Source organism: Dietzia massiliensis, assembly GCF_018390595.1.
GTDB classification, from domain to species: domain Bacteria; phylum Actinomycetota; class Actinomycetes; order Mycobacteriales; family Mycobacteriaceae; genus Dietzia; species Dietzia massiliensis.
The window spans coordinates 1-16,231 of record NZ_JAHBAV010000035.1 but is presented as its reverse complement, the minus strand read 5'-3'; the positions used below and the strand labels follow the sequence as shown (position 1 = coordinate 16,231).

Annotated in this window: 11 protein-coding genes; 8 read left to right on the top strand and 3 right to left on the bottom strand. The window is 72.8% G+C overall.

The genetic code is table 11. The features are described 5' to 3' along the window. The first annotated feature begins 68 nt into the window (after positions 1-68). From egtB to KHA85_RS10685, 6 genes are all read left to right on the top strand, one after another. Positions 69-1,424 (top strand): ergothioneine biosynthesis protein EgtB, encoded by a 1,356-nt coding sequence (gene egtB, locus KHA85_RS10710; RefSeq protein WP_213185775.1) that lies wholly within the window; start codon positions 69-71, stop codon positions 1,422-1,424. Beyond that, on the top strand, positions 1,421-2,596 hold the full coding sequence (gene egtD / locus KHA85_RS10705) for an L-histidine N(alpha)-methyltransferase (RefSeq protein ID WP_308936922.1): 1,176 nt from the start codon (positions 1,421-1,423) through the stop codon (positions 2,594-2,596). Before egtB ends, egtD begins: the two co-directional genes overlap by 4 nt. A gap of 13 nt (positions 2,597-2,609) precedes the next feature. Then, entirely contained in the window at positions 2,610-3,212 is a 603-nt protein-coding gene (locus KHA85_RS10700; protein ID WP_213185774.1) for a hypothetical protein, read from the top strand. A 70-nt stretch (positions 3,213-3,282) separates the two neighbouring features. After that, positions 3,283-4,572: an HNH endonuclease signature motif containing protein gene (locus tag KHA85_RS10695; protein ID WP_213185773.1), complete on the top strand. Its 1,290-nt coding sequence runs from the start codon at positions 3,283-3,285 to the stop codon at positions 4,570-4,572. 85 nt (positions 4,573-4,657) lie between these two features. Beyond that, positions 4,658-6,976, top strand: a complete 2,319-nt coding sequence (pta, locus tag KHA85_RS10690) for a phosphate acetyltransferase (RefSeq protein ID WP_308936921.1) — start codon at positions 4,658-4,660, stop codon at positions 6,974-6,976. Next, a complete protein-coding gene (locus tag KHA85_RS10685) occupies positions 6,973-8,184 on the top strand; it encodes an acetate/propionate family kinase (protein ID WP_213185772.1) in 1,212 nt (403 codons plus the stop codon). Before pta ends, KHA85_RS10685 begins: the two co-directional genes overlap by 4 nt. 37 nt (positions 8,185-8,221) lie before the next feature. Here the strand turns inward: KHA85_RS10685 and KHA85_RS10680 are convergent, their stop codons facing one another. Genes KHA85_RS10680 through KHA85_RS10670 form a run of 3 tightly spaced genes read right to left on the bottom strand, consistent with a single transcriptional unit; the run spans position 8,222 to position 13,268 of the window. After that, positions 8,222-10,699: a serine/threonine protein kinase gene (locus KHA85_RS10680; RefSeq protein WP_063973761.1), complete on the bottom strand. Its 2,478-nt coding sequence runs from the start codon at positions 10,697-10,699 to the stop codon at positions 8,222-8,224. Beyond that, the gene (locus KHA85_RS10675) at positions 10,696-11,781 is read right to left on the bottom strand and encodes a glutamate ABC transporter substrate-binding protein (protein ID WP_213185771.1); all 1,086 of its coding nucleotides are present in this window, start codon (positions 11,779-11,781) and stop codon (positions 10,696-10,698) included. Before KHA85_RS10675 ends, KHA85_RS10680 begins: the two co-directional genes overlap by 4 nt. Continuing rightward, positions 11,778-13,268, bottom strand: a complete 1,491-nt coding sequence (locus tag KHA85_RS10670) for a GlnX family signal transduction membrane protein (protein WP_308936920.1) — start codon at positions 13,266-13,268, stop codon at positions 11,778-11,780. The genes KHA85_RS10675 and KHA85_RS10670 overlap by 4 nt, the downstream gene beginning before the upstream one ends. A 153-nt stretch (positions 13,269-13,421) precedes the next feature. Between KHA85_RS10670 and KHA85_RS18480 the strand changes: the two genes are divergently transcribed. Both KHA85_RS18480 and KHA85_RS10660 read left to right on the top strand, forming a co-directional pair. Further along, a complete protein-coding gene (locus KHA85_RS18480) occupies positions 13,422-14,588 on the top strand; it encodes an NUDIX domain-containing protein (protein ID WP_213185770.1) in 1,167 nt (388 codons plus the stop codon). 110 nt (positions 14,589-14,698) lie between these two features. Continuing rightward, a partial coding sequence (locus tag KHA85_RS10660; RefSeq protein ID WP_213185769.1) for an alkaline phosphatase D family protein occupies positions 14,699-16,231 on the top strand: 1,533 nt, incomplete at its 3' end.

The window sequence follows — 16,231 nt, the reverse complement described above, 5'->3', positions numbered from 1 at the left end:
AAACGCCGGGGGCCGACCGGTCCCCGTCCCAGACCGCCTGCCGTCGACCACGAACCACGGGGGATCCCATGACAGTCGGCTCCGTCAGCACCGCTCCGCGCACGGGGAGCACCGTCGAGAGATTCCTGCGGGTCCGAGGCCTCACGGATCTGCTCGCGTCCCGCCTCAGTGCCGAGGACCAGATCCCCCAGTCCATGACCGCCGCCAGCCCCGCGGCGTGGCACCGCGCGCACACCACGTGGTTCTTCGAAGAGTTCGTGCTGGGTCGGGTGCCCGGGTACTCCTCGCCGGAGCCGGTGTTCCGCTTCCTGTTCAACTCCTACTACGAGGCGGTCGGTCCCCGGCAGCCGCGCCCCGAGCGCGGACTCATCACGCGGCCGTCGGTCGCGGAGATCGCCGACTTCCGGGCGCGGGTCGACGAGGCCGTGGTCGCGGCGCTCGAGGCGGGCGACGTCGACGAGCGCGGCCTCGAACTGCTCGAGCTGGGCTGCCACCACGAGCAGCAGCACCAGGAACTGCTGCTCATGGACATCAAGCACCTGTTCTCCCACAACCCGACCGATCCCGTGTACGTCGACAGGCCCGCCGACCCGGCCGTGGCGACGCCGGGGGAGACGGACTGGCTCGCCGTCGTCGAGGGGGTCGCGCAGATCGGCGCGCCCGATCCCGCGGGCGGCGACGGACCCGACGGCCACGCACTCGACGGCCACGCACTCGACGGCCACGCACCGCCCGGGGGGTTCTCCTACGACAACGAGCGGCCCCGCCACCGCGTGTGGATCCCGGGCGGCGAGGTCGCCACTCGCCAGGTCACCGTCGGCGAGTGGAAGCGGTTCATGGCCGACGGCGGTTACTCACGTCCCGAGTTCTGGCTGTCGGACGGGTGGGCGACCGTGCAGGCCGAGGGCTGGGACGCGCCCGGGTACTGGCGGCGCGAAGACGGGACGGGTGACGCGCGCGCCGACGCCGCCAGCGCCGTCGACGGCGAATGGACCACCTTCACGCTCAGCGGGCGGCGCCCGGTCGTCGACGCCGAACCGGTCATCCACGTCTCCTTCTACGAGGCCGACGCCTACGCGCGCTGGGCCGGGGCGCGGCTGCCCACCGAGTTCGAGTGGGAGGTCGCCACCACCGGCTGGGAGATCCGCGACGAACTCGACCCCGACCGGTGCCACCCGCGGACCGTCGCCAACCGCACGATCGGCGGCGTGTGGGAGTGGACCTCGAGCGCCTACCTGCCGTACCCCGGCTTCGTCACCGAGGAGGGCGCGGCCGGCGAGTACAACGGCAAGTTCATGTCCGACCAGCACGTCCTGCGCGGCGGCAGCGCCCTCACGCCCGCCGGCCACACGCGGCACACGTACCGCAACTTCTTCCCCGCCGCGTCGCGGTGGGCGGCCGCCGGCCTGAGGCTCGCGCGGTGACCGGCGCGCGCCGGGATTCCGTACACGTGGCCGCCGCGCGTGGGGAGGCCGATGGCGAGGCCGCCGCGCGTGGGGACGCCGTGGGCGGGGCCGCCGCGCGTGGGGAGGTGATCGCGCCTACCGACGTCGCGGGGGCCCCGGGTCCGCCGGCGACGACGACGAGCCCTGCCGATCCCGATACCGCCACCCTCGAATCGGACCTGCGCGAGGGCTTCTTCTCGGACCCGCCGACCGTGCCGCCGCGGTGGTTCTATGACGAGAAGGGCAGCCTGCTGTTCGACCGGATCACCCGGCTGGCCGAGTACTACCCCACCCGCGCGGAGGCCGAGATCCTGCGGTCGCGGGCCGTGGACATCGTCGGCGACGCGACCACCATGGTGGAGCTCGGGGCCGGCACCTGTGAGAAGACGCGGGTGCTGCTCGACGTCTTCGCCGCTCCAGCCCGATCGTCATCGGTCACCCCGGGCGGCGGCGAGGCCTCCGTCGATGCGGCCGGGGCGCGTGCCGACGCGGCGCCGGTCTACGTTCCCGTCGACATCTCCACCGAGATGCTCTTCGACTCCGCCCGCGCCCTCACCGTCGAGTACCCGGGCCTGAAGGTCGAGCCCGTCGTCGCCGATCTCACCGCCCTCGACGGGCCCCTGCCCGGCCTGCCCGGGGAGCGCCTCGTGCTGTTCCTCGGCGGGACCGTCGGCAACTTCGACGAGACCCAGCGTGCGGACTTCTTCGCCATGCTGCGTGGCGTCATGGACCCCGGCGACCGCCTGGTGCTCGGCTTCGACCTGGTCAAGGACCCGGCGCGCCTGGTCGCGGCCTACGACGACGCCGACGGTGTCACGGCGGAGTTCAATCTCAACATGCTCGACGTCATCGCCCGCACCGTCGAGTGCACCGGCCTGGATCGTGTCGACTTCCGCCACGAGGCCGTGTGGAACGCCGACGAGAGCAGGATCGAGATGTGGCTGCGGGCCATCCGCGACGTGCGTATCGACTTCCCGACGCTCGGGCGTTCCCGGACCCTCGACGCCGGGGCGGGCATCCGCACCGAGATCGCGCGGAAGTTCGAGCCGGACGCCCTCATGGACGAGCTCGCGGAGCACGGGTTCCTCCGCGGGCCCGTGTGGACCGACGACGCGGGTGACTTCGGGCTGGCCCTCGTCGTCGTCGACTGACAGGCACCTCACCGTGACCACGTCGGACGGTCCCGACCTCGCCGCGCGCGCCCGCGACCTGCTCGACGACGCGCGTGTCGCCGAGGCGGCCGTCGACTCGGCCGCGGCGACGCTGTTCCGGCTCGGCGGGGACGTCGCCCGCGCGGGCACCCGACGCGAGGCTGCCCGCAGCGGTGCTCGCGTCGCCGCCGAACGGGACAGGGTCAGCGGCCTGCTCGACGAACTCGCCGTGCTTTCCGCCGCCGCGGACCGGCTCGACGCCGAACTCGGCGGCCCGGCCCGTGAGGACGCCGTGGCCGACGGTGCGCCGCGCGGTGAGGCCCGGCGCGGTGAGGCGGGAGCGGTCCTCGAGTCGGTCCGACGCGTCCTCGAGGCGGCCGGCGAGCGCGGCCGGGAGTGCGTGTGGATCGGCGAGCTCGCGCGCGACCGTGTGCACGACTTCGCCGAGTTCGACCTGCTCTACACGCGCGCGTCACGACACCTCGACCACAGTGACCCAGACGCGGCCTCAGCAGACCTTGCCAGGCTCATCACGCTCGAGCGTGCGCTGGTGAGCACCGAGGTCGCCGCCATGCTCGACGAGCTCAGATTCCGGCTGCTGACCGAGCGCGACTGACGAGATCCGCGGTCGGGAGGCCGCCGGAAGCACGCCCACGGTGTCGTACACCTGTTCTATACTGAGGGGCGTGGAGCAGGGAGTATCGAATGCGGAGGACGACGGCGGCGGCACCGCTGACGCGCCCGCGTTGGCCGACGTTCTCGTGTTACTCGAGGCGTCCGTCGAAGCGCTGTGCGCGGTGGACTGGACCGCTTACGATGCTGACGCGCTCGCGGACGCGGTGGGCCGCGTCGAGGTCCTGGCGCGCCGGCTCGAGGCCAGCGGCTGCCGAGCGACCGCCGAGCTGGCGGCGTTGCACGGTCGGAAGGGGCGCACGCCCGGAGGCGTGGCCGCCATGCTCGCCGAGAGGCTGGGCCTCGCCAAGGGGACCGTCCACGGCCGGATCGACGCGGGCGGACGTCAGGCCACCCCGGCCGGCCGCGCGGCCGCGAGCGGAGAGATCACCGGCGAGCACGAGCGGATCATCGCCAAGGCCGTCTCGGCACTACCCGGGACGATGGGCGGCCCGGCCAAGACCCGGTTCGCCGAGGAACTCACACGGTTCGCCCGGTCGGCCGCGCCCGCGGACCTGCGCGCGGAGGCCGCGCGACGGCTCGCGGAACTGTGCCCCGCCCGCGGCCGGGAGCGCGAGGAACATCAGGAGCGTCAACGCTCCGCCCGGCTCGGTGCCGTGCGCGCCGATGGGACGAGCACGCTGACCATGACCCTCACCCCTCGAGGTCGCGCGCTGGTGGAGCGGGCGCTGTGCGACTTCGGCGGCCCGGGCGGGGCCGTGCCGTGCGAACCCGGATCGGACGACCGCACTCCGGAGCAGCGCGCCCACGACGCGCTCGTCCACCAGTGGGCGCTCGGCTCGACCGTCGACCCGGCACGGCCCAAGGGGATCGCGACCATCGTGATCCGGCTGACCCCCGAGCAGCTCGAGGACCCCCACGCGCTCGTCCGCACCGACTCCGGCACCCAGCTCAGCGTCAGGCAGGCCGTCTCGATGGCCGGAGCCATGCCGTGGTTCGTCTCGCTGCTCCGCGACGGGCGCGAGGAGTTGCACAGGATCGACGTGGACGCCCACCCCGAACGGCGCATCGCCTCGGCGATCCAGCGGCTGGTCCTCTACGCCGCCCACGGAGGGTGCACCTTCCCCGGATGCACCGCCCCGGCCCGACAAAGTCAGTTCCACCACGTCCGGGAATGGTCCAGAGGCGGACCCACGACCGTCGCGAACGGCGCACTCGGTTGTCCCGTCCATCACGGGTTCGTCGGCGACGGGCCGGCGGGCTGGACGACCATCGTGAACCCCGCCTCGCCCGGGCTGTGCACGTGGCTGCCACCCGGCGTCGACAGGCTCACCGATGCCTGACAATCGGCCCCCTACCGGGGTGAGGGACGCGCCCGGCAGGGGTGTACCAGATGTGCCGCGCCTTCCGCGCTGTCACAATGCTCCCGTGCCCGATTCCCTTCCGCCCGATTCCGTCACGCCCGCGTCGTCCGAGTCGTCCGGGGCCGAGCCGCCCGAAGCCGACCTCGCCGCGCTGACCATCCCGGCCCAGAGCGGGAACGAGCCGCTCTCCTCGTCAGCCGTCTACGTGGCGGCCCCCGAGGGCGACACCGGGAAGTCGACCGTCGCGCTGGGCCTGCTGCGGATCCTCGCCGGGACCGTTCAGCGGGTCGGCGTGTTCCGGCCCGTCACCGTCGCCCCGCGGCCGGTTCCCGGTGTGGCCCCCGGCGCGGCTACCGGCGCGGCCACCGACGACGAGCCGGCCCGCGACCGCATCCTGGAGATGCTGCTGCAGCACACGACGGTGGACCTCGACTACGAGGACTGCATCGGCGTGACGAACCTGCGCGTGCACGAGGACCGCGACGCCGCCCTCGGCGAGATCGTCGACCGGTACCAGGTGGTCGCGCGCCAGTGCGACGTCGTGGTGATACTCGGGACCGACTACACCGGGGTCCCCAGCCCCACGGAATACGACTTCAACGCCACGCTCGCGGTGAACCTGGGCGCCCCGGTGCTCCTGGTGCTCCGCGGTACCGACCGCTCCCCGGCGGAGATCGGCACCAACGCCCGGCTCACGCTCGACGAACTGCGCGCTGAGCACGCCCACCCCGTGGGGGTCGTCGCCAACCGCTGCGATCCCGACGTACTGGAGGCGATCCAGGCGGAGCTCGACACGCTCGACGTGCCGGCCTGGACCCTCCCCACGCAGGCGTTGCTCACCGCGCCCACGATGGGCGAGCTCATGGAGGCGGTCGACGGCACCCTGTACTCCGGCGACCCGGCGCTGCTCGACCGCGAGGCGATGGCCGTGATGGTCGGCGGCATGACCGGCGACCGGATCCTCGAGCGGCTCGTCGACGGCATGGTGGTCATCGTGCCCGCCGACCGCACCGACGCGGTGTTGGCGGTCCTCGCCGCGCACGCCGCCGAGGGCTTCCCGTCGCTGGCCGGGATGATCTGGAACGGTGGGGTGACGCCGAACCCGGCCCTGGACAAGCTCGTCCGCGGGATGCGGTCCACCCTGCCGATCGTCTGCACCCGGCACGGCACCTACGACACCGCGCGGCTCGCCGCCGAGACCCGCGGTCGTGTCTACTCCGGCTCCGGACGCAAGGTCGAGACCGCGCTGAGTCTCATGGAGAAGCACGTCGACACCGAGGAACTGCTCGCCCGGCTGCGTGTCGACACGCCCGACGTGATGACGCCGCAGATGTTCGAGCACCAGCTCCTCGAACGCGCTCGCGCCGACAAGCGGCACATCGTGCTGCCCGAGGGCGACGACGACCGCATCCTCCATGCCGCCGGCCGCCTGTTGCGTCGTGACGTCGCCGACCTGACGATCCTCGGCGATCCCGAGGCGATCCGACGCCGGGCCGACGAGCTGGGCATCGACCTCAGCGGCGCGCAGCTGCTCGACCCGCGGGAGAGCGAACACGCCGACAGGTTCGCCGAGGAGTACGCCGAGCTGCGCAAGCACAAGGGCATGACCCTGGACGTGGCGCGCGACCGCATCCTCGACATCTCCTACTTCGCCACGATGATGGTGCACACGGGCCTCGCCGACGGCATGGTCTCCGGCGCCGCCCACACCACCGCGCACACCATCCGCCCGGCCCTGGAGATCATCCGCACCCGCCCGGACGTCGAGACGGTCTCGAGCGTGTTCCTCATGTGCCTGGCCGACCACGTGCTCGCGTTCGGCGACTGCGCGGTGGTGCCCGATCCCACCGCGGAGCAGCTCGCTGACATCGCCCTGTCGTCCGCCGAGACCGCCGCGCGCTTCGGCATCGATCCGCGGGTGGCGCTGCTGTCGTACTCCACCGGTGACTCCGGGACGGGCGCGGACGTCGACAAGGTGCGCGAGGCCACCGCGCTCGTGCGCTCGCGCATCGCCGACGCCGCCGCGTCCGCCGCGGGTCCCGCCTCGCGCGCCGCCGACCCGGTGGCCGGCCTCGTCGTGGACGGGCCCCTGCAGTTCGACGCGGCAGTCGACCCCACGGTCGCCGGGAAGAAGATGCCCGAGTCCGAGGTCGCCGGACGTGCCACCGTGCTGGTGTTCCCCGACCTCAACACCGGCAACAACACGTACAAGGCCGTCCAGCGGACCGCGGGCGCTGTCGCGATCGGGCCGGTCCTGCAGGGCCTGCGCAAGCCGATCAACGACCTGTCGCGCGGTGCGCTGGTAGAGGACATCGTCAACACCGTCGCCATCACGGCCGTCCAGGCGCAGGGCACCGGCGACTCCAACGGAAGCGATTCATGACCCGCGTACTCGTCATCAACTCCGGCTCGTCCTCCCTCAAGCTGCAGATCCTCGACACCGCCGAGGAGGCCGAGCTGGCCTGGGCTCTGGTCGAGCGGATCGGGGAGCCCGTCGGCACCATGACCGTGCGCCGCGGCGAGCTCACGGGATCGCCCGCCGCGGAGCGGACCGCGGAGGCCGGATTCCCCGACCACACCGCCGCGCTGGCCCGCGTACTGGAGCTGGCCGAGGAACTGCGGGTGCACCCCACCGATTTGGGCGTCGAGGCGATCGGCCACCGGGTCGTCCACGGTGGGCCGGCCTTCCACGAGCCGGTCGAGGTCACGGCCGAGGTGGAGGCGGACATCGAGAAACTCGAGCTGCTCGCCCCGCTGCACAACCCGGCCAACCTGCGCGGTATCCGGGTCGCCCGCGAGCTGCTGCCCGGGCTGCCGCACGTCGCGGTGTTCGATACGGGCTTCTTCCACACGCTGCCCGCCGCGGCCCACACGTACGCGATCGACAGGGAGACCGCGCGTGAATGGGACCTGCGTCGGTACGGCTTCCACGGCACCAGTCATGAGTTCGTCTCCCACCGTGTCGCCGACGTCCTCGGCCGGCCCTACGACGAGATCAACCAGATCGTCCTGCATCTGGGGAACGGGGCGTCGGCATCGGCGATCGCGGGCGGCAGGCCGATGGACACCTCCATGGGATTGACCCCGCTCGAGGGTCTCGTCATGGGCACGCGCCCCGGGGACCTCGACCCGGGGCTGATCATCCATCTCATCCGCGACCGCGGGATGTCGCCGGAGGACGTGTCCACGCTGCTCAACCGCCGGTCGGGGCTCGAGGGTCTGTCGGGCGCACGGGATTTCCGCGAGCTGCTGACCCGGGTGGACGACGACGACGAGGACGCGCGACTCGCCTACGAGGTGGTGATCCATCGCCTGCGCCGCTACATCGGCGGCTACTGGGCGGTCCTCGGCCGGGTGGACGCCATCACGTTCACCGCCGGGGTGGGGGAGAACGTCGCCCGCCTGCGGGCCGATGCGCTGTCCACGTTGAGCGACTGGGGGGTCGAGATCGACCGTGACGCCAACGAGAACGGCACCGGCGAGCGGATCGTCTCGACGCCGGACAGCCGGGTCGCCGTGCTCGTGGTGCCGACGGACGAGGAGCTGGCGATCGCGCGGGCGTGCGACTCCGTGCTGGGCCTGGGGACGTAGCCGCCCCGCCCGCGGCCCCGGGACAACGTGCGCGGGTCTAGAACAACGTGCGCGGGCGGATGCTGTTGGCCTGGTCGACCAGGCGGAACCGCTGGGCCCGCGTCTCGGTGGACCGGGCGAGCGTCCGCAGGACGGTCTCGGCGCCGGAGCGCAGGCCGAACTCGGTGAACGGCACGCCCCGCATCAGCGGAGACGGCGAGGGCTCGTTGCCGGGCTGCTGGATCCACGCCAGCGCGGTGGTGAGGACGGTGAGCCGGATCTGGAAGGCCCGGTGCTCGCCGGCGGACAGGTTGGTCACCCGGCGTGCGGCTTCACGCAGGTGGGACTCCTCGGTCTCCTCCAGGGGGCGCCCCTGGCACAGGAGGAGGATCGCGGTGAGGTTGGCCAGCGAGGAGTAGCGCGAGTTGGGTGGGACGCGGTCGAGTTCCTCGATGGCGGCCGCGACCTCACCGCGCCGTTGGAGCTGGCGGGCCAGGCCGAACGCCGAGCTGATGACCGAGCGGTCGACTGACCACACGGTGCGGTAGAAGTGCTCGCTCGAGCGGGCCCAGCGGGCGCGGTCCCGTTCGGGGCAGACGTCGAGGATGAGCTCGGCGGTGGCGGCGAGGGCCAGCTTGGGCCCGTTCTCACCGGGCATGGCGGAGAGCACCTGCTGGAACTTCGGGTAGGCGCCGACTGGGTCGCCCTTGAGCAGTGCGACGATGCCGTCGTACCAGACGAGCCGCCACTCGGCGCGCCGTCGGTGGGCGTTCTCCTCCAGAAGCGCTTCGGCGGCCGCGAGGTCCCCGCTCTCCAGGTAGGCGCGCGCGAGCGACATGATGACGCCGATGCTCTCGTGGGCCTCGGACTCGGTGTCGGAGTACAGCTCCTTGAGGGTGTCGATCCGCTGTTCGACCGAGGTGTACGAGGTCGCGGCGAGGATGCGGCTGGCCGGGTCGGACGACTCCATGAGGGGCACGGGGAGCGCGTCGACGAGCTCGGCGCCGGTGAGCGTGGTGTCGCGGGCGCGGCCGTCGACGAGGAAGTCCGTCGGCTCGACGGTGAACAGGGTGCCGAACGTCGACCGTTGGGGGGAGAACACGGACGAGAACGCGGGGTGCGGCACCCCGGTCCGCAGTGCCAGCACCTCCCGCAGGACGCCCATGAGCTGGTTGGCCATGCCGGTGGCGCTGCGGAACCGCATGTCGGGGTCCTCGTGCGTGGAGCGCAGCAGGAACCGGTACAGGGAGTCGTACCGGCTGAAGACCGGCTCCTCCATGGGCGAGGGGATCCCGTCGGCGTAGCGACCGTCGACGACGGGCAGGCGGACGATGAGCGAGGCCAGCGTCCGGCCGACGGTGTACAGGTCGGAGACGATGGTCGGTCCGGTCTCGGGGATCTCGGGGGCCTGGAACCCGGGGGTTCCGTAGATGTGCCCGTAGTCGCCGACGCCCGACACGGCGCCCATGTCGATCAGTTTGACGTGGTCCTCGGTGAGCATGATGTTCTCGGGCTTGAGGTCGTTGTAGACCAGCCCCACGGAGTGCAGGTAGGACAGCGCCTGGAGGACCTCGAGGACGTAGGCGATGGCCTTCTCCACCGGCAGGACCCGCCCGGGGGCGGCGCGCCGGACGTCGCGGAGGCTGGGGCCGCCGACGTACTCCATGACGATGTACCCGCCGTGGGTGGGCGAGGTGGCCCAGTCGTCGTGGATGAAGTTGTAGATACGCACGATCGACGGGTGCGACAGCTCGGCGAGGATCTCCCGCTCGGCGACCGCGACCTCCTGGGCCTCGGCCTGGTCGGCGTGGAGCAGGCCTTTGAGCACGACCCAGCGGTCAGAGACGTTGTGGTCCACGGCGAGGTAGATCCAGCCCATCCCGCCGTGGGCGAGCGCACCGCGGACCTCGTACTGGTCGGCGACGATGTCGCCGGGCCGCAGTTCAGGACGGGGGAGCTTGCCGTTCGATGCCGCGCACTCGGCCTCGATGTCCTCCGGTGCGAGCATCGCGGACGTGGGGTCGACCGGGATGATGTACGGCAGGTCGACGAGGCCCTCGGCGGCCTGGCTCGGCCGGTCCTCGGGCTTGTCGGGGTGGCGCATGCGGAACGGCGCCGAGGTGGCGCGGTCACCGGTGACCGCGTCGGTCCGGCCGGACGGGCGCGCGCCGGGGACGGACTCGGTGCGCGACTCGGGATCGTGACCCGGCCGGCCGGCGGCGCCCGGCGTCGTGCCGGCGTCGGGGTCGGTGTCGGACAGGAAGCCGGTCATGGACACCGCGCCGGTGGCGTCGACGGCGCCGGTCTCGGCCATCCCGCCGGTCGACGCGGAGCCACCCGTCTCCGCCATCGCGCCCGTGGCCTCCATCGCGCCGGTGGCCTCGGTCGCACCGGTCGCCGCCGCGGCGCCCGTGGCCGCGGTGCCCGTGGCCGCGGCGGCCTGAGTGACGGCGACGGCCTCGGTCCGCACGGTCGCCTGGGTGCCGACGGTGGGTTCCCCGTCCTCCGGCGGGCCGTCCCACTTGCGGTAGCTCATCGCGGCTCCTCGATGTACCGCGGCTCCGGCATCCCGGGGTTCGGTCCCAGCCCGGACAGCCACGTGGAGTACATTCGGTTCCACGTGCCGTCGGCGCGGATTCGCTCGAGCGTCGAGTTCACCTGCCGGACCAGCCCGTCGGTGTTGTTCTCCGGGGTGGACTTGGCGATGCCCACGCCGTACGGCTCGGCGTCGAGCTGCGGACCGACGATCTGCAGGTACGGGTCCTGCGCGGTGATGCCCACCAGGATGGCGTCGTCGGTGGTGATGGCGTCGACCTGGTTCTGCTGGATGGCGACCAGGCAGTCCGCCCACGTGTTGACCGACAGCACGGTGATCCGCTCCAACTCCGCCCACAGTCGCGACGCCGAGGTGGTCCCCGCCGCCACGCACACGCGCTTACCCTCGAGGTGCTCGATCTCCGTGATACCCGAACCCCGCACGGTGAGCACTCGTTGATAGGCCTGGTAGTACGGCACCGAGAACGTCACCCGCTCGCGCCGGGCGCACGTGATGGACATCGACCGGATCACCACGTCCACCTGATCGTTCTCCAGCGCCTCCAAGCGGTTCGCCGACGTCAACGACCGGAACTCCACCTGCCGCGGGTCACCGAAGATGTCGGCGGCGATCTCCCGGGCGAGGTCCACGTCGAAGCCGGTGAGCTGACCGCTGGCGGGGTCGCGGAAGGAGAACAGGTTGGAGCCCTGGTCCAGTCCGACGATCAGTCGGCCCCGCTGCAGGATCCGCGGCACGCGCTCCTCGGGCGGGGCGTCGTCGGGCCGCAGGCTGGGCAGGGGATCGCAGTTCTCGTCGTCCTCGCGCGGCAGGTTGTCGGGGATGTCGGTGCTGATCACCGCGCCGGCGGGCAGCGGCATGACGGCCTCGACCTCCGGGATCCCCGCACCGACGATGTCCGCGGACTCGGCCGCCGCGCCGGGATCCGGCCCGCCGACGCCTGGGCGGACCTCGTCGTCGACACCACACGCGGCGCCGGCCGCGAGGGCCGCCACCAGCACGCCACCCAGCGCGACCCGCGCCGCCCCGCCGGCCCGCGCCGCCCGTCCCGCCCGCGCCCTCACAGGTACTCCCTGATCCGGGGCGCGATCCCCACGACGACGCCGAACGCGGCGAGCGTGGACAGCGCGATGATGAGATCCGGCCCGCTCGAGGAGGTGCGGCGGGCGTTGTCGATGCGGGTGCGCAGGGTGTCGCGGGCTTCCTCGATGGCGGCCTGCATGGACTCGTCGAACTCGTCGAACGCCGCCCCCGAGTCGCCGGCGTCCTGGCCGGACGAGATCTCGATGGCGCCCTGGTAGTCGCCCTGCTGGTAGCGGGAGTCGGCGCGGTTCTGGGCGGCCATCCACTTGTCGAGCGCCTCGATCGCGTCCGTCACCGCGCCGTGCGAGTCGAGGCTGATGTCGTTGCCGGTGTTCTCCTCGTCGTCGAGGTACACGGTCAGGGTGTCCCGGACGCCACCGAGGACGGCCGCGCGCTCGGCGGCCGACCCCTCGGGGTCGGTGCGCCGCACGAGGTTGAGCGTCTCCTGCGCGCGCACCTTCTGGGCGTTGATGCGCTGGCGGGTCAGTTCGTTCATCGGCGCCGCGCCCTCGGACAGGCCCTTGGCGTTGTCGTTGGCGGCGAGGAACCCGGCGATCATGGTGAGCAGGAACGTCGCCACCATGAACAGGGACGCCACACCGAGCGCGGGGTTGATGCGCCGTCCGGTGAGCCGCCACAGCCACTGCTGCAGCAGCACCAGCACCGCGATCGCCAGTCCGAGGAGGAAGAACGAGCCCCACGGCGGCGACGACCACTCGCGGTCCGACTGGCCCACGGACGTGGACTGTCGGTCGTACAGGTCGGCGGCCGCGGGCAGGATGGTGTCCTGCATCAGCGCGGACGCGGAGGCGAGATACGCCGAGCCGACCGGGTTGGCGACGCGGTTGTTGGTGCGCGCGGTCTCCACGAGGCCGGTGTAGGTGGCCAGCTGCGCGTTGATGTGGGCGAGCTGGTCGATGGACTCGGTGTCGTTGCGGTCGAGGCCCTGGGCGGCGGCGATGATCGACGACGACGAGTCCGCGATCGCCTGGAGGTAGCGTTCGCGCAGTTCCGCAGGTTCTATCCCGCCGGTGATGAAGGCGGTGTTCGCGGCGGAGTCCGCGATCGTCAGGGAGCTGTAGAGCGTCTGCGAGGCGTTGGCGACGGGCTCGACCTCGGCGAGCAGGGTCTCGTGGTAGCTCTGCCGCTGGGTGATGGTGGAGGACGCCACGATGCCGCCCGCGAGCACCACGAGGATTGCCACGACCGCGAACACCGACATGCGGCCCGGCGTGGTGAGCACGTCGCTCCAGAAGCGGGCGGCGCGGCGGCGGACGGGGTGGCGGGGCTGGACGGCGGTGCCGGACTCGCCGCTGCGGCCGCCGGCCCCGGGCCGAGCACCGGATGCGGAGCGGCCGCCGGTTCCGGGACCGGAGCCCGGCGTGGGTGTGGAACCGCTGCCGGACCCGTCGGAGGAACCGGGAGTGCCGCGTCGTGCGAGGGTTCGGGCGCGCATCGCGTCGCTCACCTCCCCGGTCCTCGCCCGCCGAGCCGACGTCGCGACGGGAGTGTGTCCCAGGTTAGTGAAGTGACGGCGCGGAGTCGGGCAGACTGGTCGAGGAGGACTCGAGGACCCGCCCGATACGGGGGTGGGCCCGTCCGGGGAGGAGGTGGAGGTCCGGTGACGGCGAGCGAGGGTGACGGCAACGGCTGGGTGGTGTCCGCGGGCGGTGATCGCCGGTGGGGCCGGTTCGGCGCCGCCGGGCTGTTGCTGCGCGCCGCCGACCCCACCGATCCCGACACCCCGCTGGTGTTGCTGCAGCACCGCGCGGTGTGGACCGCCTCCGGCGACACATGGGCGCTGCCCGGCGGCGCGCGCGACTCCTACGAGGACGCACCCCGCGCCGCGCTGCGTGAGACCGAGGAGGAGGCGGAGATCCGGCCCGCCGACGTCGTGGTCCGCGCCGAGGTGGTGACCTCCCGCATGCCCGGCACGGTCTGGCACCGGCCCGGCCTGGACATGCGCCACGCCGCGGAGATGCTGCGTCGGCTGCGCCCGGACCAGAGGCATGACGAGGAGCCCGACGAGTCCGGCGCCGACGCGGCCGGCTCCGACGCGGCCGGCTCCGGCGCCGACGCGGCCGGCTCCGGCACGGATGCAGCCGGCGCCGACGCGGCCGCCGGGGCCGTCCGCCGCCCCCGCGTGCTGCCGCCGCTGGTCCAGGAGTCCCCCGACTCGGTCGAGTGGACGTACACCACCGTGATCGCCGACGCGCCCCGCGCGCTGGAGACGGTGCCCAACAACGAGAGCCTCGAGCTGCGCTGGGTGCCGGAGACGCGGGTGGCGGACTTGCCGCTCATGCCGGCGTTCGCGCAGGCGTGGGCGGGCGGGCTGCGGTCCGAACCGGTCGAGCTGGTGGTGGACGTGGCCAACGTGCTCGGCTCCCGCCCCGACGGATGGTGGCGGGACCGGGCCGGCGCCACCGGGCGTCTGCTCGACGAACTGGGCGCCGGGATGCCCCGCACGCTCGAGCTCCCCCCGTCGACCGGACGGCCCTCCCCGACCGAGCCGCCCGCTCCCGCGGCCGAACCGCACGTCCGCGCGGCCGCCTTCGGCTGGGTCGCCCGCGCGCACGCGGTGATCGAGGGCGCCGCCCGGGCAGCCGAACACTCGGGCCCGTTCGTGGTGCACCGCGCGCCGGGTTCCGGTGACGACGCGATCGTCGATCTGGCCACCGAGCTGGATGGCGGGCCCCGACGGGTCGTGGTGGTCACGGCCGATCGGGGACTGCGGGACAGACTGCCGGGGAACGTCCTCGTCGTCGGGCCCCGGACCCTCCTCGGATGACGCGCCGCGCCCTCCTCGGGTGACGCGCCGCGCCCTCCTCGGGTGCCACGCCCCGTTCCACTCAACGGACCGGTCCCGCCCCCGTGCCGCGCGGGTGCACACTGGTTCGCATGACTGCGCCCGACCGCACGCCCGAGCTCACCCTCGGCCCGCTGCTCCGGTACGTCGACAGCACCGACGCGACGGTTTGGGTCGAGGTCTCCGCCCCGTGCGAGGTGACGATCCGCGCGGGGGACGAGGTGGCCACCGAACGGACCTGGGGCGTACACGGCCACCACTTCGCGGTGCTGCACCTGTGCCACCTGCGTGAGGGGGAGGAGACGCCGTACACGGTGGAGCTTGACGGCGAGCAGGTCTGGCCGCTCGACCCGGGGAGGCCCAGCGTGATCTGCGCGCCGCGCGCGGACGACACCGTGCGGCTGGCGTTCGGCTCGTGTCGGCGCGGTGAGAGCCAGACGCCGGAGGCTCTGCGGGAGATCGGCGCCGACGCGCTGGTGGCGCTGGCGCACCGGATGGCGCACACGCCGCGCCGCGAATGGCCGGACGCGATGCTGCTCCTCGGCGACCAGGTGTACGCGGACATCCCCAGCCGCGAGATCACCGAGCGCCTCGCCGAGCGCCGCGACGCCGGTCTGGGGCCGCAGTCGGTGCGGGACTCGGCGGGCGCGGGCGGCGACCGCGACGTCTCGGACGAGATCTGCGACTTCGAGGAGTACTCCTGGCTCTACCACGAGTCGTGGCGGGACGCGGACGTGCGCTGGCTGCTGTCGACCGTGCCGAGCTGCATGATCCTCGACGACCACGACCTGCGCGACGACTGGAACTCCTCGTACTCGTGGCGCCGCGAGATGACCGCCCAGCCGTGGTGGCGCGACCGCGTGATCGGCGCGTTCTCCAGCTACTTCGTCTACCAGCACCTCGGGAACCTCACTCCCGACGAGCTCGAGGCGAACGAGACGTACCAGGCCCTGCGGGGCGCCGCCTCCGACGCGGAGCGCGTGCGCCTGCTGGAGGACTTCGCCGTGGCCGCCGACGCGGAGCGCGGCACGGTCCAGTGGAGTTACAAGCGTGACTTCGGCCGGGTGCGGGTGGTGATGCTCGACGTGCGGGCGTCACGGCACCTGGACCCGGAGGACCGGCGGGTGATGGACGCCGACGAGTGGGCGTGGACGCGGGACGCGTGCCTGGACGCGGACGTGGACCACCTGGTGATCGGTTCGTCGTTGCCCGCGTTCATGCTGCCGGCGTTGCATCACGTGGAGGGGTGGAACGAGGCGGTGGCGCGCCATCGCCCGGAGATGCCCGTGTCCGCGAGGTTCGGGGAGTGGGCGCGGCGCGCGGTGGACCTCGAGCACTGGGGCGCGTTCCGCAACAGCTTCGACGACCTCGTGGGACTGCTCACCGAGGTCGCCGCGGGGGATTCACGCCCGGCGCCCGCGTCGATCCTGCTGCTCGGCGGCGACGTGCACTGTTCGTACCTCGAGGAGGTGGAGCTCACCGCGCCGCGGGTGGCGGATTCGCCGACGCGCGTGCACCAGCTGGTGATGTCGCCGTTCCGCAACCCGCTGCAGAAGTCGATCCGCGCGGTGAACCGGCTGTCGGTGCGCGAGCCCCTGCCGGCGTTGACGCGTCGCCTCGCGCGG